General features: G+C 43.6%; 18 protein-coding genes and 2 pseudogenes. 13 read left to right on the plus strand and 7 right to left on the minus strand.

Annotation, left to right across the window (positions count from 1 at the left end; genetic code table 11):
* Window positions 1–122: 122 nt before the first annotated feature.
* The 4 genes and pseudogenes from NST99_RS03555 to NST99_RS03565 form a co-directional block, all read right to left on the minus strand.
* Window positions 123–296: pseudogene (locus NST99_RS03555) on the minus strand (dihydrofolate reductase family protein); the annotation flags it as partial.
* Window positions 297–410: 114 nt separating this feature from the next.
* Window positions 411–1,244, minus strand: a complete 834-nt coding sequence (locus tag NST99_RS03560) for a MerR family transcriptional regulator (RefSeq protein WP_341089756.1) — start codon at window positions 1,242–1,244, stop codon at window positions 411–413.
* A 21-nt stretch (window positions 1,245–1,265) separates the two neighbouring features.
* Entirely contained in the window at window positions 1,266–2,009 is a 744-nt protein-coding gene (locus NST99_RS33630; protein ID WP_445744944.1) for an ABC transporter permease, read from the minus strand.
* 31 nt (window positions 2,010–2,040) lie between these two features.
* Window positions 2,041–2,982: an ABC transporter ATP-binding protein gene (locus NST99_RS03565; protein WP_341089758.1), complete on the minus strand. Its 942-nt coding sequence runs from the start codon at window positions 2,980–2,982 to the stop codon at window positions 2,041–2,043.
* 212 nt (window positions 2,983–3,194) lie between these two features.
* On the opposite strand from NST99_RS03565, the gene NST99_RS03570 reads away from it, so the two are divergent.
* The 6 genes from NST99_RS03570 to NST99_RS03595 all read left to right on the plus strand — a co-directional run bounded on the left by NST99_RS03570 (window position 3,195) and on the right by NST99_RS03595 (window position 12,749).
* Window positions 3,195–4,004 (plus strand): hypothetical protein, encoded by an 810-nt coding sequence (locus tag NST99_RS03570; RefSeq protein ID WP_341089759.1) that lies wholly within the window; start codon window positions 3,195–3,197, stop codon window positions 4,002–4,004.
* 125 nt (window positions 4,005–4,129) lie between these two features.
* Window positions 4,130–6,775 carry a MerR family transcriptional regulator gene (locus NST99_RS03575; RefSeq protein ID WP_341089760.1) on the plus strand — a complete coding sequence of 882 codons (2,646 nt, stop codon included), beginning with the start codon at window positions 4,130–4,132 and terminating at the stop codon, window positions 6,773–6,775.
* A 340-nt stretch (window positions 6,776–7,115) separates the two neighbouring features.
* Window positions 7,116–9,125: a serine hydrolase gene (locus NST99_RS03580; RefSeq protein WP_341089761.1), complete on the plus strand. Its 2,010-nt coding sequence runs from the start codon at window positions 7,116–7,118 to the stop codon at window positions 9,123–9,125.
* Between the two features lie 293 nt (window positions 9,126–9,418).
* A complete protein-coding gene (locus NST99_RS03585) occupies window positions 9,419–10,261 on the plus strand; it encodes a hypothetical protein (protein WP_341089762.1) in 843 nt (280 codons plus the stop codon).
* Window positions 10,262–10,637: 376 nt separating this feature from the next.
* On the plus strand, window positions 10,638–11,246 hold the full coding sequence (locus NST99_RS03590; protein WP_341089763.1) for a TetR/AcrR family transcriptional regulator: 609 nt from the start codon (window positions 10,638–10,640) through the stop codon (window positions 11,244–11,246).
* Between the two features lie 168 nt (window positions 11,247–11,414).
* Window positions 11,415–12,749 (plus strand): metal-dependent hydrolase family protein, encoded by a 1,335-nt coding sequence (locus NST99_RS03595; RefSeq protein WP_341089764.1) that lies wholly within the window; start codon window positions 11,415–11,417, stop codon window positions 12,747–12,749.
* A gap of 4 nt (window positions 12,750–12,753) precedes the next feature.
* Here NST99_RS03595 and NST99_RS03600 read toward each other — a convergent pair whose 3' ends face one another.
* On the minus strand, window positions 12,754–13,356 hold the full coding sequence (locus tag NST99_RS03600; RefSeq protein ID WP_341089765.1) for a DUF4304 domain-containing protein: 603 nt from the start codon (window positions 13,354–13,356) through the stop codon (window positions 12,754–12,756).
* Between the two features lie 98 nt (window positions 13,357–13,454).
* On the opposite strand from NST99_RS03600, the gene NST99_RS03605 reads away from it, so the two are divergent.
* Window positions 13,455–14,621: a DUF4317 domain-containing protein gene (locus NST99_RS03605; protein WP_341089766.1), complete on the plus strand. Its 1,167-nt coding sequence runs from the start codon at window positions 13,455–13,457 to the stop codon at window positions 14,619–14,621.
* Window positions 14,622–14,719: 98 nt separating this feature from the next.
* Here the strand turns inward: NST99_RS03605 and NST99_RS03610 are convergent, their stop codons facing one another.
* Complete coding sequence (locus tag NST99_RS03610) at window positions 14,720–15,253, minus strand: NAD(P)H-dependent oxidoreductase (RefSeq protein ID WP_341089767.1); 534 nt, start codon at window positions 15,251–15,253, stop codon at window positions 14,720–14,722.
* A 190-nt stretch (window positions 15,254–15,443) separates the two neighbouring features.
* Here NST99_RS03610 and NST99_RS03615 point away from each other — a divergent pair, with 190 nt between their 5' ends.
* Window positions 15,444–15,809 (plus strand): winged helix-turn-helix transcriptional regulator, encoded by a 366-nt coding sequence (locus tag NST99_RS03615; protein ID WP_341089768.1) that lies wholly within the window; start codon window positions 15,444–15,446, stop codon window positions 15,807–15,809.
* Between the two features lie 20 nt (window positions 15,810–15,829).
* Here the strand turns inward: NST99_RS03615 and NST99_RS03620 are convergent, their stop codons facing one another.
* Entirely contained in the window at window positions 15,830–16,771 is a 942-nt protein-coding gene (locus NST99_RS03620) for an AraC family transcriptional regulator (RefSeq protein WP_341089769.1), read from the minus strand.
* A gap of 435 nt (window positions 16,772–17,206) precedes the next feature.
* Between NST99_RS03620 and NST99_RS03625 the strand changes: the two genes are divergently transcribed.
* The 5 genes and pseudogenes from NST99_RS03625 to NST99_RS03645 form a co-directional block, all read left to right on the plus strand.
* A complete protein-coding gene (locus tag NST99_RS03625; protein ID WP_341089771.1) occupies window positions 17,207–18,226 on the plus strand; it encodes a glycoside hydrolase family 88/105 protein in 1,020 nt (339 codons plus the stop codon).
* 12 nt (window positions 18,227–18,238) lie between these two features.
* Complete coding sequence (gene gnpA / locus NST99_RS03630; protein WP_341089772.1) at window positions 18,239–20,401, plus strand: 1,3-beta-galactosyl-N-acetylhexosamine phosphorylase; 2,163 nt, start codon at window positions 18,239–18,241, stop codon at window positions 20,399–20,401.
* 169 nt (window positions 20,402–20,570) lie between these two features.
* The gene (gene yaaA, locus NST99_RS03635) at window positions 20,571–21,359 is read left to right on the plus strand and encodes a peroxide stress protein YaaA (RefSeq protein WP_341089773.1); all 789 of its coding nucleotides are present in this window, start codon (window positions 20,571–20,573) and stop codon (window positions 21,357–21,359) included.
* A gap of 187 nt (window positions 21,360–21,546) precedes the next feature.
* Window positions 21,547–22,464 carry an AraC family transcriptional regulator gene (locus NST99_RS03640; protein WP_341089777.1) on the plus strand — a complete coding sequence of 306 codons (918 nt, stop codon included), beginning with the start codon at window positions 21,547–21,549 and terminating at the stop codon, window positions 22,462–22,464.
* Between the two features lie 119 nt (window positions 22,465–22,583).
* Window positions 22,584–23,168 (plus strand): annotated as a pseudogene (locus NST99_RS03645) (aminoglycoside phosphotransferase family protein); the annotation flags it as partial.
* Between the last annotated feature and the right edge of the window lie 168 nt (window positions 23,169–23,336).

Consider the following 23,336-nt stretch of genomic DNA (forward strand, 5'->3'; position numbering starts at 1 on the left):
AAACAGAAGCTTAAGGAATGGAGCGGGCGTATGCCCGCTTCATTTTTTTGGTTAATTCTCATTCAAATGATAGATTAGTTGCACAACGCCAGAGGAGAACTTTCTTGTATTAACCATTGTCAAAATTGTCCCCATAAATCATAGCTTGTTCTTCCATACAAAATAGTGTCAATCTGATTTAAGAAATGAATAAACTCCATCTCAGAATCCATAATGCACCAATCAAGCTCCCCGTTTGTCCCTTCAATAAAACCATCTAAAGTAACTGCTAATTCTAAAATTATTTTCCGGTTCATGATTTGTTACTCCTTTCGTTGATCTACTACCCATTATAGAACTTTAATATGTCACCTTATGTCATATTAATTAAAGAAAGGGGTACATTCATCGAGAGGGTCAAATATTCTTTATTATCCTAGGATATTTGTCTTTTTCTTTATAGGAAAACAAATTTCCGTTAATAAGTCGGCAGCTTCGTTGGCCTCTTCAGGGGAGATATGATAAATATTAAAAGGGGAGCCGTTCAGTTCATAATCATTATCTAATATCCATCGAGCGACTGTTTCATTCACTTCACTAAGCTTGTTATAATTTCCTTCATAGATAAATGAAGCCACGGTTTGTTCCTTTTCTATTTTAATATTTGCTTCTTGCAGATTTTCATAATCCCCTGAAATGCATTTTTGGACTTCAATATCAATCCTTTGATTTTGAACATCCTCTTCGTAAAAAACTGTTATATTAAAATGCGGATAGCTTAGTCGTACATTCTGGCCATGAACGATCCTGGATAGTTTTTTCCATAACAGAGTTTCATCCTGATACTGCTTGATTTGTGCGCGTAAGTAAATGACCCGCCGTTGTGGTATTTTCTTTGCCGTTACCGTATATTTTGATGATTCTTTCTGAGCGTTTAGGTGGTTAAGCATGGAGTTTATCAACAATACTTTATCTTGCTTCTCGTTTATTTCCTCCTGCAATTGTGCCACTTGCATATTTAAGAACTTCATCAGATGAATATCCTCATCATATTCATATAAAATCTTTTTTATTAGATGCAGACTGAATCCCATGGTTTTAAGCATGTTTATTTTGTTAGCTACTGCTAGCTGGTGTTCATAATAATACCGGTAACCAGTACTTTCATCAATAAAGCCTGGAGGAAGTAAATCAATGTCAGCATAATGCCTAAGCATCTTAGTGCTTAACTGCGAAAGAATGGAAAAGTCACTAATTCTAAGCATCGAAATCCTCCCTAACATTGTCTAATTTCTGGTTTTCAATAAATGTAAAGCGAGCAGAAATGTCGAAACGCCCAAGATCAGAAATAATAAGAAAGTACCTAATATCGAGTTCCAGTTAATAGAGTTTTGCAAAATTAGATCCCTTATACCATTTATAACATAGGTGAAAGGATTTACCGATACTGGGATTTTGAAAGCGGCCGGGATATATTCATAAGACATCAATGAAGTACTCACAAAAAAGATGGGAAGGGTAAATGTATTAACAATGGCTAAAAAGGAATTCTCCGTTTTGAAAATCATACTAAGAGCATAGGATAGGCTGGCTACAAAAAAAACGCACAAGAAAATTAAACAAATAATGAGTAGGCACCCGAGGATTCCAGTTGCTATTTTGACTGACAGGAAAAAAGAAAAAATAAGGAGTATAAAAACTTCGACAAAAGTTAAAATAGCTGCATCAAAAATATGTCCTAATACAATAGAGCTTCTTTTTACAGGAGAGATGAATATTCGATAGAAAATCCCTTCGGATTTCCAAGAGTAATTTGAAATCCCGCTCATACCGGATGATGTAAGTGTTACGAGAATCAGAATTCCAGGAAGCGTATAAGCCGTATAATTATCTCCAACATACGTTTCCGATTGGAATATCGTTGTAAATAATAGCAGCCAAATTAACGGCTGTATGAGTGTCATAATTATAGTTTCCATATTTTTGAATCGCCATTTTACATTTCTTAAGACAATGCTGAAGGTTCTCATTTTACTTCCCCCCGTATAATTATTTAAAAGCTCAGCTTATGGACTTACTAGTGAATTTCAGGAAAATATCGGATAATGAAGGATTTTGAATTTCTATGGCACAAAATCCAATATTATTTTCGGTTAACAATAAATTTGTTTTAGCAAAGCCTTCAGAGCTGTCATCTACAGAAATAAATAATGTCTTTTCCTCGACTCTTATATGTTTGAAAAAATTCTGAGCATTCAAACGTTCTACAATAGCAGCAATGTTATCAACGGTATTAAGCTCAACTCTAATAACAGGCTCGCTGAAATATTGTCTAAGTTCTTCCATACTGCCTTGAATTAGAGGTTGCCCGTCTTTCATGATGCAAATTGTGTTGCTTAATAATTGAGCTTCTTCCAAATAATGAGTTGTCAAAAATATAGTCGTGCTAAACTTCTCTTGAATTGTTTTAATCATTTGCCACAAAATCTTTCTTGATTCTATATCCAAGCCAACGGTCGGCTCATCTAAAAATAAAACTTTTGGATGGGAGATCATACTCATTGCAATATCGAGCCGCCTTGCCACCCCTCCTGAATATTCGGATACATTGTAATCACAATATTCTGTTAGGTGGAAGGCTTGTATTAGTTCTTCAATGCGAGCGTGTATGGCGGTAGAATCTAGACCGAACAGTCTGCCTTGAAATTCTAAATTCTCCTTAAGTGACATGTGTTTGTCTATGGATGTATGTTGAGCGACACAGGAGATGCAGTTTCGGATGCTTTGGCTTTCATTCTTTAAATTATGTCCCATAATTGTAACTTCACCGGAAGTTGGTAAGATGAAAGTGGTAAGGATGTTAATCAATGTAGATTTTCCCGCCCCGTTTTGGCCAAGCAGAGAAAATATTTCTCCTTGTGAAACAGTTAAGCTGAAATTGCTTAAAGCCTTTTTTCCATTTTTAAATATCTTACTCAGTTCCTTCACCGTAATAGCCTCCAATTATTTCACTCCTTTACTGGTTATGTAAAGCGATCATAAACTATCCTACAATGGGAAAGTCAAGGGTCTATTTGGACCTTAGCGATGCCGCCCCCCACCATTATATTCTCTGTCAGTATAGGGCCCTTAATGTTGTTAAGCTCACAGACAAGCTGCGGCTTATTCCGATATGATGGTGGCCGAGGAACAACATAGGGTTCGGGAGGGCTAGTATGAAGGGCAAATCGCTTCGAGGCATATGGATCATGTTTGCCGTATTTGTCGTTATCTTTTTTTTGAATATGGGTATGGTATCGGTTATTACTGCAACACAGCGGATGTGGCTTGTAATGGATGTGTGGTCGCTGGTCCTTTCGATTGTTCTGCTTTTCCGGCATCGGTTGCCGTCGGCCAAGCAAATTTGTATCTCGTTGATTTTGGGTGGGCTGGTATCCTTGTCCTATCTTCAAGGAAGTGCCTTTTCCATAATCAGCAGCTTTCTGATTACCGTGATGGCTGCACTTGCTGTATTCAGTACATTTGCAGTTTATCGGGAGAGTCCGGTTCAATTTTTGAGACGGAAAGGAAAGGGCGGGGTGACGGGTAGTCTTGTATGGGGGCTGCTCTTCGGGCTGGCTTTAGGTGCTGTAAATGTAGGGCTGATGCTCTCCAATAATGAACTCGATTTTCAGCTTTCGCTGTCACGCTTTCTCGTATCGCTGAGTCCGGCAGTTCTTGAAGAGATCGCTATGCGAACCTTGTTTTTTGCCTTTTGCTACAGCCTGCTGCAAGGGAGAATTGCTACGAAGGGGCAGCGGTTTACCTGCTGGTTTATGATGGTCATTCCGCATGTGCTGATTCATACCCCAGAGGCCTTTATGAGCAAAGGCGTGATTTCTGGTCTTGTTGTTGTCATACTGTATACGGTCATTTTCGGGCTGCCTTTTGCTTATTTGCAGTGGAAGCGGGATGTGACTTCAGCGATGATTGGGCATGGCGTGGTTGATTTTATCCGGTTCTGCTTGTTCGGCTTGCCATTCTAAATATTTCATCTGACACGAATGTTCTTGTTAATTCTAATTGCGATCAAGCCCCCCCCTTTACATTGACGTAACGTCAAGAGATATAATCCTAATAAAGATGATGAAAGAGGGGGCAGGAGCATAGTATGAAACTTGAAAAAATCACCGGTATCATGGAGAGGTTTGGCGTAACATCACGCACCCTTCGCTATTATGAGCAGGTGGGCATACTGCAAAGCACCAGGCAATCCCATGAGAAGTACCGTTATTACGATCAGGAGAACATTAACCGGCTGCAGCAGATTCTAGTGCTTCGAAAAATGCAAATTCCGATTAAAGAAATCATCAGGATTTATGAAAGCCGTGACATGAAGGTGCTCGTGCAAACCTTTGTCAGCCGTATTCAGACGATTAATGATGAAATCGCTACACTTTCAGAACTAAAAGCCATCGTGAATGACTTTCTTGAAGCTATGCTGGATAACGGGATCTCTCATATTTCAGCGCTGCCTTTAATTTATGAGAAAGTTGAACATCAATTCGGCTGCAACAAAAAGGCTGAAATCCCCGACTTGGAACGCCTCTCAAAAGTATCGGAGAAACTGGTGAAATTGCCGGAGCTAAGCATTATTTCCTTGCCTCCAATGCGTGTGTTATCCTCCAGACTTAAGGGAACCGAAAGCTCGGATTCAGGCGGACTTTGGGATTATATGTCCAGCAACCAGATTCCCTTCGGAGCTCCCGGAAGCCATCATCTTTTTGAATATCAACAGCATACAGAAACGATTATCATTCAGAAAATAGATGACAATTTTCAAAATACGAGCATTTTTGAGGATTATATATTTGAGGGCGGCTTGTTTGCCATGTGTAGCGTCTTTGTCGAGAACGACCTTGGCGAAATTCAATATCAGATGATCCATAGCTTTGATGATAACGCTTATTATGAGGTGGATTTTCAACATGGCGGAGTGCTGCGTCATGACACGCTTGTGGAATCCGTACTTTCGCCTGACAGCGGCAGGGAAAAAATCAATCTCTACCTGCCAGTAAAGAAACGCTTGCCTGATACCAGTGATATCGAGCAAAATCAGCAATTAGAGAGCGTTACCTTTGCAGAAATCGAGCAAGCTAACCCTGTTTTGAAGGAATACCCCGTTGACTTTCACCAAATGACCCCCATTTATAACCCGCACTATCAGGTGCTCGATAACGGAGAAGCGGAGTTCATCTGCTGGATCAGCGCACGCATGCTTAATACTAATGTTGCGGTGAAACTGCCTTTTCGTGTGGATATTGTATTCATGGCAGATTCGGCAAGCGAAGCTTACGGCTATGGCGCTGACGAAGGGAGTCTGTGGTTTTCCCATAACAATCACACATTCTGCATCAATGCGGAGAACAGCTCAGAAAGCAGTCTATCCAAGCACGCCATTTTGTTTGACCAGCCCATAATGGGTAACCGCTTTATTTTTCCTGAAACCGGAATGATCAAATATGATGAATACAATACGTTCTCCTGGATTATCGGCGAAAAGCATTTTTCGGTTGTGATCAACGGCGAGGTGCGGTATTGCGGAGTAAATTTTCCTTATATGAACATGGATTTACACCTTGGGCAGCCCGCTCCAATCTTCATCGGCTCAAATGGTCAGGGTAAAAAGCTGTTTCGTTCCATTACAATATCCCAGCTAAAATCCACACCGAAAATTAATGTCAAAAAAGGAGCATTGGTGATGGAAGTCAAAGCAAGCAATAACAGATTGCCTAAGATTCATCCAATGGTAACGCCGCATTACGGAGAAAATTACTGGTTTAACGGCTGCGCAGGCTTCGTTATGGAATGCCTGGGTGAACCGGATTACGATTATTGGTTTTTCGCCGGGCTGACGGGAGAGAATTTTACACAGGTCTATTCACACAATCATTTCAGAGGCGACGGGGTAACGGATTACCGCTTGAGCGAAAAGGGGAACCACGGCTTTATCGAGGATGTTTTTGGAAAATGCGGATACGCCAGCAGTTTTGTGCCTCTTAAGCAGATTCTGAGCAATCGGGAAATGTATGTTCAAACGCTGATGGCTTATATTGATAAGGGCATTCCTGTCATTCTTAACGATCATGGTAACAACCCCCATAATCGCCCTGGCTGGGGCGTGCTCGTGGGGTACGAGGATTATGGCAAAACCCTGCTTTACATGGGCGGCGATGCTACCGAACCGGACCGGATCCCGGTTAAGGACCTTTTGCCGGAGGATTATATAATGGAGGGCGGGCATTGCAAGGGCTGGATTTTCCTGGGCGAAAAGAAAAAAGAGATGTCCCTTGCAGACATTTATCGCAACCGGATCTTAAGCCTGCCCGATTTGCTGACATTTGAAAGTAATCATTATTGCTTCGGAGCAAAGGCGTTCCGTGACTGGGCGGATTCGATCGAAAACGGTTATTTTGAACGAATGAACCCGGAAGAATACGACGACTGGGGTATGCATAAGGTGTATGTGTGCAATCTGGCCACCAATAGCGGCGGATGCAGAGGCTTTTTGGAAACGGCGCAAAAGCTTAATCCTGACTTGATTTTTATCGAACAAATCATGGATCTGTACCGTCAAACGGGGCATTATTGGAACGATCAGAACGGTGAGGATTTAGAGGCTCTGGGCGGCGGTTTTAATGCGAATTTAAACACGTTGCAGGACAAGGAGAAGCGGACAACAATTGCGGCAAAAATCAGAGAGTTCGCGGTTTGCATGGATCAGGTTGTTGCGATAGTTAATGACTTTAAACATTAAATCAATCAAAGTTCACACAAAGCCTAAATAGTCGTAATAATGCCTAAAAAATCATGCTAAGAGCCGCGCGAAATTCAGGGACTCACTCCTGTTTTTCCCGGCTTTTTCTTGTCGTATGAAAGTTATGACGAGTTGTCACTCGGCTTTATGACAATGCTTCTGTTAGGTTGGGGAGGTCCCGGATTAACCCGCAATATATGAAAAGGAGGGGTGTCATTGCCGTTATTACAGCTTGGCGAGCTCACAAAGGAATAGGCAGCAAGGCGATTATAATATCAATGGACCTCTTGCTGCTGATGCGACACATTCATCTAGACATTCAAAAACAGGAGGCAGTCTAATGCATATTCGTACATTCGTACATCGTTTAGTTCTTTTGCTTGTATTAAGCAGTTTGCTGATATCTTCGTTTGTCCCGCAGCCGACAGCATCTGCATCTGCCCTTAAACAACAAGCCACCCGGGCAACGGAAGCGAAGGAAGTGGAAGCTTTTGCAGACCAATTCTTCAATCAGCCAAAAATCAAGGAGCAGCTTACAGGGGCTGCCGTTGTTTTAGTCAAGAATGATCAGGTTTTGCTTGAAAAAGGCTATGGCTACGCCGATATCAGCAGCAAGAAGCCCATTGATCCGGAAAAGACTGTTTTCCGTGTTGCTTCCATTTCGAAATTGTTCACCGCAACAGCTGTCATGCAGTTGGCCGAACAGGGGGCCATTGAATTACAGGCTGATCTCCAAACTTATCTGGGAGACTTGAAAATTGTCAATAAAACCAATAAAACACTCACCATGGAGCATTTGTTGACCCATACCTCGGGATTTGATTACACGGATAGCGCAGGCGGCTCAGCAAAAGAGGTTCCCAATAGGCAGTTCATCAAGGAAAATGTGCCTACCATTGTCCGGGAGCCCGGTGAAGCTTACCGGTACGATAATTATGCCTTTAATTTGCAGGGGTATATCGTGGAACGGTTGTCCGGTGTTCCGTTTACCCAATATGTTCAGGAGCATATTTTCAAGCCGCTTGGCATGGGGAACAGCAGCTTTAAGCTGACGCCCGAGCTGCGGAAGTATCTAGCTGTACCCTATACGGCCCAAAAAGATCCGATACCCGAATATCCGTCCAGGCCTGCTGAGTCTCCGGATGGCGGCATGTTCTCCACCGGAAGGGACATGGCCAAATTTATGATTACGCAGTTGAATGACGGACAGCTGGCAGAGGCTCGGATTTTGAGCCGGGATTCGGTTAAGGATATGCAGCAAATCCACCATCAAATTCATCCGCAGGTTGCTGGCACAGGCTACGGCTTTGAATCCTTTTATCAAAATAGCTACAATGGCCAGCGAGTCATAGGTAAGGGCGGGGATTTGCCAGGGTATCATTCCTGGATGTGGCTTATGCCGGAACAGAAAGTAGGCGGGTTCGTTATTTTTAACGGTGACGGCCCGGATTTGCGGGAGGTTTTTTTCAAAGCCTTTATGAATCATTATTATCCCGGAACACCAACAACTACTTCCACTCCAGTCGCATCCCAGGCGGAACTGGGCAAGCTGACAGGGATTTATCAGGATCTGCGCCTTCCATTTTGGATTCTTCAGGTTTCCGTTACGGACGATGGCAAGCTGAAAATCAAGGACCCCTATGGCTCGCATACACTCCGGGAAATAGCTCCCTTGTTGTTTGAAGATGAGCTCGGGAGTAAGGCGGCTTTTCAAGTCAATTCCAATGGTACCCAATATGCCTTTTACAATAAAATGGATAGCTGGGCGAAAAAAGTTCCTGAACCCAATGTGTATACGGATGTGGGGAATGAGCATCCTTATGCGTCATGGATTCATGAAGCCGGTCAGCTCGGTGTATTGACTCCTGGAGGGGATAGTGTTTTTCATCCGCAGCAAGAAATGACCCGGGCGGAGTTTATTTCGGGGCTTATGCGTTTGACAGGGATGGCCCCTTCTAAAAACACGTCGTTAACAAGCGAACTGGAAGCGAAGGACTACTTGGGCTATGTGCAGAAAGCCATTGAGCTGGGGCTTATGCAAGGGCGCGGCCCGGAACAGAGCTTTGCTGTCACTGCGGCCATTACGCGCCAGGAGGCTGCTGTTTTGATGTGGCGAGCGGCGATGATGGCCGGAGTAAATATGAGCAAATCCTCCGGGTTCAAGCTTGCGGGGGACACGGCGCCTTGGGCCGTAGATGCCGTGCAGTATATTGTGAATAATGGCATGTACGGGCCGGAAATTGCACGGAATTCCGCCGGAACCTTGGACTACCAGTCAAACGACCCCCTATTAAGGCAGGAAGCTGCCGCATTGCTGAGCCTATTTTGCAATCGGCTGTCCTTGAATTGAAATTAAAGGCTATCCCTGGAACTTATGTTGTCTACAAAGATAAGGCGGGTCTGAATATTTATATGCAAAATACCCTGACTTATATTTAACGGTACACGAAGAAGATGAAGGAATGTATTGAGTGAAAACATAATATTCAATAAATAATGCCAGCAGAAATGCTGGCTTTCGCTTTTGTTAATTCGTTTAATTTGTCTGGATTATTAAGTGTGTGAATTTATTTGGTAATTGACCGTTGGAAAGTTAAAGGCTACAATTGTCATAAAATGGTATACAAGGGAGTGATATAGAAATTGCTGGAACTAGATGGTGTAAATGCCGATTCACTAATAGACATGATTAAAATGTCCTTTTCATGGGAGAACTGGTCAGCAATTCTCGAAATTTCAGACAAACTGCTCGAAGTCGCAGCTATAGCATACGATTCAAATAAGCATAGTTTCAATAAGATTACTTTTAAAAGAAGCATCGTGTATTATTTCGGATACAGTTCATGTATGAAAGGGATTGCGCTTCAGAAGTTGGGGAGACTTCCTGAAGCAAGGGAGTGTATAGCCCAATACTCAGACTTGAGTTGGATTAAGGATTCCACTCCTGAAGGTCTTACTGAAGAGGGTTATTACAAGAACATTGCTGTAGCTAACACATACGTACTTGATTTGCTCGAAGGCAAGGTAGATGTGCTTTCTGATTATATAGAATTCATTAGGAAGAACGATAAGGAAGAACTTCTTGCTGGTCTGATTACAGTATTGGAATCATCAATTAAATATAATTACTCTATAGATTGGGTTCTTGACGAATTCAAAGAACAAGTCAAAGAGTTAAGCAGTAAAGAAAGAAGAGAAGATGTAAGGTATTACATAGATTACATGTACCTCCATACAATATATTTGTATAAAAGAGGAAAGGTTTTTGATACAATAAACCTGACACTAGACATTCTAATACTCTGTGATAAATTTGATGATGGGGCAGGGTTCAGAAAAGCTATTGCATTTTATGAACTTCTCAGGTGTTACGCTTCAGTTTCGCAACAAGAGATACATCAAAATATAATGAAAAATATCTTAGAGAGGGAGTTTTTGAAAGATGAAAAGAACATTTTTGTTATTGGCAGCCGTATTGTTAATTAGTTCTAGCGTAGTCATGACTTCCGCAAGCGCAGATGATAAGGATTTCTCAGCAAAGCCAGTATCCATCAGCAGCTTATCTCTCAACAATCATGGAGCAGGACACTAATATTATGAATGTGGTTTAACGGTGGATTTTCGTCAAAAATCCACATGGCTCTGTCTGAAAAGGCAGGGTCTTTTTGTTCCGATACTAACTCTTCGAAATACTTGTTTTTTAGCGAATAGACGAACGGGGAAATTCTATAATAGCCTGCCATATGTTCAGCTACTTGCTAAGGAGATCAATTTCTATTAAACCCAAGCTTGGTTTGACAAACCTACAGCAAAGGTTTACCCTAATAATGAATAACCTATTCACTATTAAGGAGCATCCCTCATGCAGGCCAAAAAAGATGAAGTGAAAAAGGAAATCGAATCCGCCGCTTTAAAGGTGTTTTTCCGAAAAGGCTTTGCGGATGCCAAAATGAACGATATAGCTGATGAGATCCACATTTCCGTCGGAAATATTTATACGTACTTCAAAAATAAAAAAGAGCTGTTTTATTCAGTGGTTCCGCCGTCTTTAGTAGACTATTTGAAGAATGTTCTAGTGGAGAGCATTCGTATCGATAACCAGACTTTTTTTGAGGAAGCCAATAATGATAAGAAATCAGCCATCGTACAGGAGCAAATGAACCTGTTAACTGAGTATAGCATGCAGATCGTCATTATTTTTGAAAAGAATAAAGGGACCGTCTATAGCAATGCCAAAAACGAGCTGATCGATCTGATGATCGAGACGAAGAAGCCCTACTTGAAGGATCATTATAGAAGATATGAGATCGGAACCGAAGAAAATATGATTCTGCTGAACATCATCGCAAGCAATGTCATTAATATGATTCTGGATTTATTGAAGCGGGAGATGAGCACCGATAGCCGGAAGCGGATTTTTGAGGCGCTGAGCTTATACTGGCTGCATGGAGTAAAAGGCATAAATGAATAATGCCTATGGGCGTAATAAAGCTGGAGCTGGGGCGTAGCGCTGCAATCGGGAATATTCAGGTCACGATAGGGACATTTTGCATCTAAAAATAGTTCCTATTTTTTTAATCGAATAATGAATTATTGATTCACTATTCGATTGTATAATCACAACAAGGGGGAAGAAACGATGAAGACAGGTTATGCATTTAAGGACTGCAATGTGATTTATGGAGACGCGGGAAGAGGCGTAGCTACCCATATGACGATTCTAATCCATGAAAACGGACTGATTCAGGAGATCGGGAAGGCAAGCGATGTGGTTATCCCGAGTCATTATCAGACGATCGACTGTTCGGGGAAATATGTGATGCCAGGTCTGATCAATGCGCACGTCCATCTTTTTGCCGACGGTAAGCCGTTTACGCTGTCTGCCAGCGAAGGGCTGCTGAATTTTGCGTTTCAGCATCTTTTGGATACGAGACTAGGCAGAAGCGTGCTGAAAAAACGGATGAAGCGAAATGCCCTGAACGCACTGCATTCCGGTGTAACAACGATGCGCAGTGTAGGGGAATTCTTTTATACCGATGTACAGTTGAGGGATGAAATTAAGGCGAATCAGTTTGTGGGACCCAATCTTCTGGTGTCCGGTTATTTCCTGAGCGTCACGGGCGGTCATGGTGCACCTTATTTGGCTTTGGTTGGCGATTCACCCTGGGAAGCGAGAAGGAATGTAAGAATCAACGTAAAAAACGGGGTAGACCTCATCAAAATCTGCGTGACCGGCGGGGTTACCGATGCCAAAGTGGTCGGAGAAGCAGGCCGCTTGCAAATGACGGAGGAAGAGGTTGCCGCTATTTGCGAGGAAGCCCATAAAATCGGCATACGTGTGGCGGCCCATGTGGAAAGTACCGAAGGGGTGAGAATCGCGCTAAAGGGCGGGGTCGATACTATTGAACACGGCGCGGAGATGGATGAAGAGATTATCAGCCTGTACCAGAATAATCCCAGAGCATTAAAGGGCTACACTGCATTGATCCCTACTTTGCAGGCGGCGTATCCCAGCGCAAAATTGGACCTGAGCCTGACGAAGGTGAATGAAACCGTTAAGGAAAATTCCCGGCTTGTGTATGACTCCATGCTGAAGGGGGTGCGGCAGGCTGTAGAACATGATATCAAGATTGGTATTGGAACGGATGCCGCGATGTCCTATGTCACCCACTATGATCTGTGGCGGGAGCTGGACCATTACATGAGACAAACGAAGCTGAATTCGAGCCAGATCATTGAACGGGTAACCAAATCTAATGCGGAAATCTTAGGAATTGATCACCTGACAGGGAGCATAGATATCGGCAAACAGGCCGATTTAATCGTGATGCAGCAGAGCCCGCTGGACAACATAAAAGCTTTGTCGGAGGTTGCTATGGTTATGGTCAAAGGAAGTCTTATACAGACACCATCGGTGACCAGAATTCAGGCAGTAGACGAGCTGCTTGATTCGGTTTGGGGCAGTCGGGAGTGAGGTTTTAGCGGACACCCAAAATACCCGCATACTTCTTTTCAAATATCGCCCAGCGCTTTTCGGCTCCGTATTTCAATTGCAGCTGTTTCAGATATTGCCCGGCGGCTTCTGTATCTCCTGCTTGCAGCAAAAACCGGAAGGTCTCTTCGCTTAAATGCAGCGCAACCCTTGCCATGTAATAATCGACTATTGCTCTGGCGCTGGTTATTGAATGCATAAAAGTAAGGGCCTCTTCCAATTGCAGCATTAGCTCATCTGATAATTGGTCCGGATCGATATCAGGCGTTAACGAATAATGGTCCGGAGCGGAGGGACAGATTTCTCTGATTCGGGAGGTAAAGTGAGACTTGGCCTCTAGAGGAGACGCCGAGGGCGGAGTGGATTGCAATAGCGCTAACTCGGTGGAATGAATACTGCAGTTGATATAGAACAGGACGTGGTTCCAGGTGTTCGCCTTCGATTTTTGAATATTGAATTTATAGATGAGAGTTTCATCCGGTTTGTAGAAATTCAGATCCTTTTTAAGATAATCATGTTTGGAGAAAAAGGGTTTGACGTCTTTCGTGATGATTGCTTTAAATAACTCTTGCAAAGGAATCCCTCCCAAATCAAAATTAATAATGACAATCCGTCCTTACCATTTTCATTCCTTATCATTTATACTGAATAAAGTTATTACACATCTAAGGAGCCGCCGAACCCATTATGAATAAAAAAGAAGTCGCACACATACGCAAGCAGTTTAAGCTGGATCATGATTTGATGAACATCTACGATATTCTTAACGTGTACATTATGAAGGAAAGCAACGAGATCTATCATTGGGAGCGCCTGCCGTTTGGCCTCGTGGATAGAGAGAAGCAGGAGCTGTATATGGGTAATTTCAAAAAACTGCTCACTGGTGAGCTGGACCATAAGCTGTTCGAGTTGAAGTTTCAGGAGGAAGCGGAGGACCCGACGCGGGTAATGCTTCACCAAGGCCTGGTGACAGGTGATGCTGAAGAATGGCAGGACCTGATGATGCTGCTTGTTGACAAGATGCTGGTGGATGTTAAGTATGAGAAGGATATGGTGATCACTTTTGTTCGCGGGCAATATTACCGGCCGACTAAGGCCAGAAATGAAGAAGCCGAAGAGAGTGAGAAGGACGAGATGTTCGCGCATCCGTTCATTCTGTGCAGCGTGAATTCCACGGAACAGCAGCGCAAAAACCTCATGTTCGATTATGTGGAGCGGGAATTCAAGTACAATATCATTGTCGATCCGATTATCAAGCTCAGTTCGCCGGAGCAAGGATTCTTTTATCCCAGCGTAACGGACAACTATTCAGATGTGAACCGCATTCTGTATTGTACGGGAAAATCGAATTATCCCGATCCGCAGTTCATCGAGCAGGTCCTGAATGCCGAGAGATCTGTAACAGCCTTGGAAGAGAGAAGCTTCTTCGAAGATATCGTGAAGGAATTGGCAGGCGAACAGCTTGATACGACCACCCTTGCCCAGGTGTATGAGGAAATCCAGCTGGTTATCGAAGGGGGCGAAGGGGAGGAAGAACCTCCTAAGCTGGATTACAAAGATGTGGAACGTGTTCTGGCGGCAAGCGGCGTAGAGAACGTGACGGCGGAAAAGGTGGAGCGGGCGTTCGAAACGGTCGTCGATGACAAGTACTACGAAATGAAGGCAAGCAGTGTTATACCGAAATTTACTTCAAAATCGATTAAGATCGAGACCAAGGTAGCCACCATTACCGTCAGCCCGCAGGATTTAAGGTATGTGAAGCAGGTGAACTATCAAGGAAAACGCTGCATCATGATTGAGGTTGACGAGGATGTCGTGATCGAAGGATTTACGCTCAGTACGGAAACGTTGTAGACTCATTTGACTGTGCGTTGTCCACTTTTGTGAAGTAGGGGCTATCTATAAAGTCTTAGATAAGGACTTAGGATAGCCCCTGTTGTGTTTGTATTTCGTTACTTTTGGTGCTTAAAGATATAGTTGATATATTCTTTTGCACTATTATTAATTTCTTCATCGCTGGCTTGAAATGAAGCTCCGAAGACAGCAAAGTAGGGGAGTGCTACTGCACCTACATGTCTTATACTGGCTTTGAAAGGCGCGATCATTTCATCCACGGTAAAAGAAACAGAGCCCTCCGGCAAATAATTTTCTTTTTTATCACCGATGGACAGGGCAAGCCCTAACCTCTTCCCTTTAAGCTTGTCACCTTTTGAACCATAAGCCCACCCGTAAGCAAAAACATCGTCAAACCATTTTTTTAATAGTGGAGGATAGCTGTACCAATACAATGGAAATTGAAAGATAATATGATTATAGGCTTCTAATAAATTTTGCTCTCTAGGAACATCTATATTCCAGTTAGGATACTCTTTGTAAATCTCATGAACTGTAATATCGGTTGGATATTGCAGCAATTCTTCTTTCCAGCGCTGGTTGACCCTTGAAGCCTCAAGGTTTGGGTGTGCCAGAATCACCAGTGTTTTCATTGGGAATCTCCCTTCACAGGCCTGTATTTTTTTGAATATCATCATTATCTTGCAGGCCCCAAAAAAAGAAAATACACACAATAAAGTAAGATGGTTACTTCAAAGTACGTACTGGACTCGGAAAAAAAGATATGCAACAATGAGTTTTTAGACCGGTGGTATAAGATCGTCATTAACGAGGTGTTATTCAATGAAGCAATATCATTTGGGCATAGAGGCAACACTTGAAATCCTCGGTGGAAAGTGGAAATCTCTGATCATCTGCTTACTGATGCCCGGTGCGAAGAGAACAAGCGAATTACAGCGGAATATTCAAGGCATTTCACAAAAGGTTCTGATCCAGCAGCTTCGGGAGCTTGAGGAGGATGGACTCGTCAGAAGATATGTATACCCGCAGATGCCGCCAAAAGTCGAATATAGCCTCACGGAATATGGGGTTACAGCCAATAAGATCGTTGACGTTATGTGTACCTGGGGAAAAGAGAATATTAAAATGAGACAACGGCAAGGAGAAGATATCGTCTTGCTGGAGGATAAGTCCACGATGATACCTTAGTAAAACTATATACACCCACCTCAGACCCACCCCGTAAACTCCAATATCGACGCCTTCGCTGACTGCGCTTCGGACTGTGCCCCTTTACGCCATTGTTTGGGCGACTCTCCCATGAGCCTGGAGAAGCAGCGGTTGAAGCTGGAAATAGAACGAAATCCGACCTGCTCAGAGATCGAAAGAATGGAATCATCCGTGCTTTTTAGCTGCTTGCAGGCCTCTTCGATTCGGGTGCTGCTCAGGAAATCGAGAGGTGCCGTTCCCATGATTTCGTGGAATTTTCTGCGGAAATGCGTTGTGCTTAAGTGGCATGAATCCGCCAGGAAATCAATGGTGATGGGGGTCATATAGTTTTTCGTGATATACTCCAGAGCTGGAGAAATAGCGAAATAGCCCTTCATACTATGCTCTGTTTCTTGTTCGGCCAGCGCTTCATTTGTGGAATGAATTCTAAGCAATTCTATATAAAGAGACAACAATAATCCGTAAGCGCTTTCCTGGTAGTAAGGCTTCTGCTCCTTGAGCTCCTCCACGACCGATGTGGCAAGGGAATAGACTTTGGGATATTGCTCCTTGTTCAAAATACAGTTCTTTCCCTGCACTCTCCACAGGTTCGGCTCGAAGCTGCTGTAGGCACTTTTGAAGGAATGCTGAAACAGCTCCTCTGGTGAAAAAAAGAGATAGGACCACAGACTCGCTGTATCCGGCGAACTGTACGTGGTATGGGGCAAGTATCTGGGAAGGAAGGTCACATCTCCGGCTTTAAAGGGGACGTCTTCTCCTTTGATCTCCATGATGCCGCTATCTGAATAGCAAATGCCAATCTCCAAATGGTTATGGAAATGGAGATGTTCGCTTTTGATATCGGAAATCCTCCAGCGGTCCCCGCTTAACAGCAGGACAGGGAAATGGATAGGCAAGCTATAATGGCGGTACTCAATGACAGGCTTCTTTTTTCTGGGCATATTCGCTGCTCCCATTCCATAACGTGAATTTGTGTGGGTTGGAGGTAGGTAACTTCAACTATATAGATTGAATTTATGAATATAAACTTAGGGAAAAGTGGCGGAAGGGAATTTTGGAACTGTAGGAGCGATAGCGTCCGCCTTTAGGTTTGGATTTCTACCGCGAATCGCGGTTAAATTCAGGAAATCCAAACCTAACAGCGGCCGAAAGTCCAAACATTCTCTGGAGTCACTGCCAACCCCAAAGTAGAAAAACCACAAGTTCAATCTTTATACCTCTCTTCAACAAATGGTTGAAATTGCGCAGTTTTGCTGCGAATGTGCTTAGATGTATACCATTATACTGCTTACAATAGAATCTATAAAGCGTTTACAATAAGACGGACGGCTCTAAAGGCGCCTTTGGGGGCGTGTGCGAAGGAGAGGGGAATACAGATGCTTCAAATCAATTATGACAGGAAAGAAATATTAAGCGTTATCGACAAAGTCACCAGAAAAACACTTGCGATGGATTTAACGTGGGAATGGCCTTGCGGGGTGGCATATTATGGGGTATCCAGAGCCTATCAGACCACAGGGAATAAAGAGTATTTGGATATGCTTGTCCAGTGGGCAGATGAATATATCGAGCTGGGCCTGCCGGACTGGACAGTGAACACCTGTGCCATGGGCCACATGCTGATCACCTTGTATGAAGAGACTGGCAACCAGAAATATTGGGATATTGTGATGAGCAAGGTGGATTATCTCCGCAGCAATGCGCTGAGGTTTGGGGACAATGTGCTGCAGCATACCGTATCTGTGTCGAATGATTTTCCGGAACAGGCCTGGGCGGATACGTTGTTTATGGCGGCATTTTTTCTGCTCCGTGTAGGAAGCAAGCTAAATGATCAGGAAATGATCCAGGATGCCCTGAATCAATATTACTGGCATATCAAATACCTGCAGGACCCTAGCAGCGGTTTCTGGTACCACGGCTACAATAACATCAAGCAGGATCACATGTCGGGATTATATTGGGGTAGAGCGAATGCTTGGGGCGCCTACACCATGTCGCAGGTCAAACCGCTTTTGAAGGACTGGTATTTGTACCCTCAGTGTATGGACGTGGAGTGTTCACTCCGGGATCAGCTGGCGGCACTCAAGCTTGTTCAGACGGAGAACGGTTTGTGGCGGACGGTGCTGGATGACGAAGAGTCCTATGAAGAAGTATCCGCCTCTTGCGGGATTGCGGCGGCTATGATCAATAACGGTAATCCGCTGCATACCAAATATGTGCAAAAGGCCCTGAAAGGCATATTGGACAATATCAGCGAAGATGGACGGGTGCTGGGTGTATCGGGCGGAACAGCGGTGATGAAGGACCGGGAAGGGTATCGCAATATCCCCAAAGAATGGATTCAAGGCTGGGGTCAAGGTCTAGCACTCGCTTTTCTATCAGATATGCTTAAATAGGAGGGAACCAGGTTGTCCAATCTAACTAAGGGGGCCTTTACCCTGCCGGGAGAATCCGGTTATGAGGCGCTGACCCTGAAACTCGCTGAACGGTGGGGAGCCGATGTCATCCGTGACAGTGACGGCACACAATTGTCCGATGAGATTATCAATGCAGGGTACGGTATCTACTCTACAATCTGTATCATTAGGGAACATAATGTGTGGGCGTCGCAAAATCCGGATAAGCTGCAGCAGTGTTTTTTAATTACGAATCCAAAGGTGGCTGTACTAGATTATGTATCCATCTATCTGATGGAGGATTTTTTTGCTGAACAATTCAGAGTGAATGATTCCAAAGAGGCGTTTAAGTATTGGCAGGTTGTAGACCGGACGACCGGGGAGGAAGTTCCGAGAGAACAGTGGAATTATGACCGGGAATCGGGAAATGTAGTCCTTACCGGAATTGCACCTTGGCATAAATACACGGTCAGTTTCATGGCCTACCGGATCTGGGAAGAGATCTCCATGTACAATCATACGACGAACAACTGGGATAAAGAGCATTTGATGCAGATTGATCCCATCTATCCGGAAACGCAGGCATATCTGCTGGACTGGATGGAAGACTGGTGTGTACAGCATAAGGAAACAACGGTTGTCCGGTTTACTTCGCTTTTTTATAATTTCGCCTGGATCTGGGGCAGCAATGAGCGCAACCGCCATTTGTTCTCGGACTGGGGTTCATATGATTTCACGGTAAGTTCAAGAGCGCTTGATCTGTTCGCTAAGAGATATGGCTATTCGCTGACGGCCGAGGATTTTGTGAATGGCGGCAACTATCGCGTCAGTCACATCCCGGCTAAGCAGCGCAAGCTCGACTGGATGGCCTTCATCAATGATTTTGTAATCGGATTTGGCAAGCAATTGATTGACATTGTGCATCGGCACGACAAACTGGCGTATGTCTTCTATGATGATAGCTGGGTTGGCGTAGAGCCTTACAATGACCGCTTTCAGGAGTTTGGCTTTGACGGGATGATTAAATGCGTGTTCTCGGGTTATGAGGCACGGCTGTGTTCAGGTGTAAAAGTGGATACACATGAGATCCGGCTGCATCCGTATCTTTTTCCGGTCGGGCTAGGCGGACTTCCTACCTTTATGGAGGGCGGCGACCCCACGCTGGATGCCAAAAAGTACTGGATCAACATCCGGCGCGCGCTCCTGCGGGAGTCTATTGACCGGATCGGACTGGGCGGGTATTTGCATCTGGTAGAGCCTTACCCGGATTTCTGCGATTACATCGAAAAGATTGCGGGTGAATTTAGACAAATTAAAGAGCTGCATCAACAAGGCAAGCCTTATCAAATAAAGACGAGAGTAGCCATTCTGCACAGCTGGGGCAAATTAAGATCGTGGACATTGTCCGGCCATTTCCATGAAACGTATATGCATGATTTGATTCATTTTAATGAAGCTTTATCCGGATTGCCGGTTGACGTGCAGTTCATTGATTTTGAGGATATCCGTCAGGGCGTATTGCAGGATTGTGATGTAGTGATCAATGCCGGCTCTGCCGGATCTGCCTGGAGCGGCGGGGACTACTGGAAAGACAACAAGTGTGTGGATATATTGACCCAATGGGTGTATGAGGGCGGTACCTTTATCGGGATTAACCAGCCTTCGGCGGTCGATGGCTATGACAGCTACTTCAGAATGGCACATGTTCTCGGTCTGGATGAGGATACCGGCTCCAGGGTCGCTCATGGCAAATGGACTTATGAGACCCGGGACGAGCACAGCTTGGTGCCTGAAGGGGCCAGCATAACACCTAAGAATAGCATTTATCTTACCGACGGGTCAGCTGCGGTAGTGGATGAAACGGGCGGCAAGATCACACTGTCTACTCATGCCTTTGGTAAAGGCAAGGGGATCTACCTTCCTTCGTTTGAATTTAGTTTTGCGAATACAAGATTGCTGCTGAATCTAATCCGCTTTGCGGGCAATGAGCTGCATGAAACGAAGTACATTACGGATAACTTATTTACAGAGTGTGCCTATTATCCAGAAAGTAAAATACTCGTTGTGATTAACAATAGTGATCAACTTCAAAGCACTACGATTGATACGGAGTATGGGCAACAAACGATGGAGTTAGCTCCGTATGACACAATTATCTCAACTATTGGCGAATAAATAACATTCAAAAAGCTCAAGCCTGCGGCTATACTGCCGATGCTTGAGCTTTTTGCTGCAATGCAGCGGTTGACCAGCGCTTATAAATAGTAGGGAGGCCCTATGAGAGTGAATTGTGATAGGATAAGGGTACATTTATTTTCCCCACGGGGCAAGAAAAGGGAGTACCATGAGAATTATTATTTCGCCTGCCAAAAAGATGAAGCCGGACACGGATGTCTTTACTAGCCGCCAGATGCCGCAGTTTATAAACGAGTCGGAAATTCTGCTGGCCACATTAAAAAAGCTGAACTATGAAGAAGCAAAATCTCTATGGAAATGCAATGATGCTATCACCACGCTGAATGCCCAGCGGATTGAGAATATGGATTTAACCCGCAATTTGGTACCTGCTCTCTTCGCCTACGAAGGGATTCAGTACCAATACATGGCACCGGGGGTGCTACAAACGGAAGAGCTGGAGTATCTTCAGCAGCATTTACGGATCTTGTCAGGGTTCTACGGGATACTCCGGCCGTTTGACGGGGTTGTTCCATACAGACTGGAAATGCAGGCCAAGCTGGCAGGACCGGGCTTCAGTTCGATTTATGGATTTTGGGGCAGAAAACTGGCCGATCAGCTTCTTGCGGAGAGCGGCTGCATTCTGAATTTAGCCTCTAAGGAATACAGCAAATGCATTTCCCCTTATCTGGGCAGAGATGTTCGAATGGTTACTTGTGTATTCGGGCAGCACATCGGTGGTAAGGTGATCGAAAAAGCAACCCTGGTCAAGATGGCCCGGGGTGAAATGGTACGCTTCATTGCTGAACGGCAAATCAGGTGCGTGGAGGATATCAAAGGTTTTACCGGGTTTGATTTCGAATTTGTAGATGAGTTGTCAAATGAGTGCACCTATGTGTTTATACAAAAAGCTACGAAAACTGGTGGTAATAAAGTCCGCACAGGAACAGGAAATTGATTGAAGGAATTAAAACAGTTAAAAAGCTCAAGCCTGCGGCTATATGCCTGGTGCTTGAGCTTTTTGCTGCAATAGCCCCGTTCATTCTCACTTATGTATCAGCACTTATAATGGGTGCAAATAGTGTATAATTTTGGTAATCTGATTTTAGTAAATGATAAATACTTAGATATTGGGGAATTGATAGATGAATAATGACTATTTTAATAGAATTGATAACGTAATTAAATACATTAAGGAAAATAGCAATCAAAAACTCACTCTCGATAACTTGGCCGGCGTTTCAAATTTTTCGAAATATCATTTTGCAAGAATATTTACATCCATAGTCGGTGTGACTCCAGTTGCGTTTGTAAATCAAGAGCGTCTACAAAAGGCTGTTTTTCTTTTAGCTGAAACTAACAAGACTATTTTGGCAATATCGAATCAATGCGGTTTCGAATCGGTATCCACCTTCAATGCTCTCTTTAAGAAGCACTATAGCAAGACCCCAAGTGACGTTAGAAATAGCGTGAAGAAGAATCGCAATATTTCATTACACTTCAGCAATAAGCAAGAAGAGTTCTCCCAGTTTGAGGCTTACAATGGGATTGGGAGAAATCACATTCTGAAGAGGGCGTGGAAAAACGTGATCACAATCAAAGAACTTCCTGAATATGAAGTGGCGTATGTTAGGCATGTCGGGAGTTACATGGATACTCATGTTGCATGGGACAAGTTGGGACGTTGGGCAAGCTGGCAGGGACTTACTCCGAACAATCATTATTTTATCGGCATATCGTTGGATGATGGAAATCTCGTAGAAGAATTTGCTTGCCGCTACGATGCTTGTGTCACATTGCCAAATGGATTCGAGAAATCCGGACATACAAAACATGTGGAATTCAAAACACTACCCGGTGGAATGTATGCTGTATATCCATTCTACGACACAATCGATAAGTTTGTTCTCGCCTATCAGAATGTATTCAGTCTATGGTTACCGGATAGTGAGTATGATGCCGACGATAGGCCGTGCCTAGAATTCTGTATGAATGATCCTGCTAAAGATGTGGAAGGGAAATGCAAAGTTGATTTATATATACCGGTCAAGAAGAGAATATGAATAACCGTATGGAAGGAAGATGATGATTGGGATCTCCTATAGGGATCGTGGATTGGGTGGAAAAAAATGAAAAAATAGAGGAATTATTAAATCAAGAGAATACCTGGACCATACATGCAGTGGATCATGGATTTGAAGCTGAAGTCATGAAGATAAGTTCAGATCATGAGAGCTTTGTATTGAAAATATGGAATAAGAGCTCAAGACCTGATGTTAGTTTTCAATTTCATTTATTGAATGCCCTTTTTGAAAGAGGATTATCAGTCTCTAAGCCATTGGGCTGGGGGGTAAATCCAAATGCAGATAAGGTGCTGTTGACTACCTTTGACGGGATGCCGGTTAACGAACTGAATGAAAAGAAAATGATTGAGATTGCGAATATATTATCAAGGATACATCAAATTCATGTAGAAGAGATTGGAAATATACATCTACCTAAGTACGATTTCATTGATTATTTTTTTCCTGGAGTAAGGGAACATGATGACTTGAATAGCGCATTAATTTCTCTTGTGCATATCAGTCAAATCAAGCTGGATCGGATCATTCATGGTGATTTCCATTTAGGAAATATTCTAGAGGAAAATGACCGATACACCGTAATTGATTGGACGAACGGACAATTAGGGGATTCCAGATATGATTTTGCGTGGTCACTTACTCTACAAAAAATATACATCTCAGAGCGATATGCACATGTATTTCGTTCCGCTTATCTGTTAGATAATGATATTCAGCAGAATGAGCTTGAAGTTTTTGAGGCGTTGGCTTGTCTTAGGTGGATATTACTTCATAGAAATGGTGGCGTACCCAAAGGGATTAATACGATAGAGAGGGTAAAGGGGTTAATAGCCCAAAATTCATTCTTAAAA

It is taken from the genome of Paenibacillus sp. FSL L8-0470 (assembly GCF_038008625.1).
In the GTDB taxonomy this organism is placed as follows: Bacteria; Bacillota; Bacilli; order Paenibacillales; family Paenibacillaceae; genus Paenibacillus_AQ.

Excerpts from the sequence above, each read along its gene's own strand:
- NST99_RS03560 (WP_341089756.1), bottom strand. The coding sequence starts at position 1,244 with ATGCTTAGAATTAGTGACTTTTCCATTCTTTCGCAGTTAAGCACTAAG.
- NST99_RS33630 (WP_445744944.1), bottom strand. The coding sequence starts at position 2,009 with ATGAGAACCTTCAGCATTGTCTTAAGAAATGTAAAATGGCGATTCAAA.
- NST99_RS03570 (WP_341089759.1), top strand. The coding sequence starts at position 3,195 with ATGAAGGGCAAATCGCTTCGAGGCATATGGATCATGTTTGCCGTATTT.
- NST99_RS03575 (WP_341089760.1), top strand. The coding sequence starts at position 4,130 with ATGAAACTTGAAAAAATCACCGGTATCATGGAGAGGTTTGGCGTAACA.
- NST99_RS03580 (WP_341089761.1), top strand. The coding sequence starts at position 7,116 with ATGCATATTCGTACATTCGTACATCGTTTAGTTCTTTTGCTTGTATTA.
- NST99_RS03590 (WP_341089763.1), top strand. The coding sequence starts at position 10,638 with ATGCAGGCCAAAAAAGATGAAGTGAAAAAGGAAATCGAATCCGCCGCT.
- NST99_RS03595 (WP_341089764.1), top strand. The coding sequence starts at position 11,415 with ATGAAGACAGGTTATGCATTTAAGGACTGCAATGTGATTTATGGAGAC.
- NST99_RS03605 (WP_341089766.1), top strand. The coding sequence starts at position 13,455 with ATGAATAAAAAAGAAGTCGCACACATACGCAAGCAGTTTAAGCTGGAT.
- NST99_RS03610 (WP_341089767.1), bottom strand. The coding sequence starts at position 15,253 with ATGAAAACACTGGTGATTCTGGCACACCCAAACCTTGAGGCTTCAAGG.
- NST99_RS03615 (WP_341089768.1), top strand. The coding sequence starts at position 15,444 with ATGAAGCAATATCATTTGGGCATAGAGGCAACACTTGAAATCCTCGGT.
- NST99_RS03620 (WP_341089769.1), bottom strand. The coding sequence starts at position 16,771 with ATGCCCAGAAAAAAGAAGCCTGTCATTGAGTACCGCCATTATAGCTTG.
- NST99_RS03625 (WP_341089771.1), top strand. The coding sequence starts at position 17,207 with ATGCTTCAAATCAATTATGACAGGAAAGAAATATTAAGCGTTATCGAC.
- yaaA (WP_341089773.1), top strand. The coding sequence starts at position 20,571 with ATGAGAATTATTATTTCGCCTGCCAAAAAGATGAAGCCGGACACGGAT.
- NST99_RS03640 (WP_341089777.1), top strand. The coding sequence starts at position 21,547 with ATGAATAATGACTATTTTAATAGAATTGATAACGTAATTAAATACATT.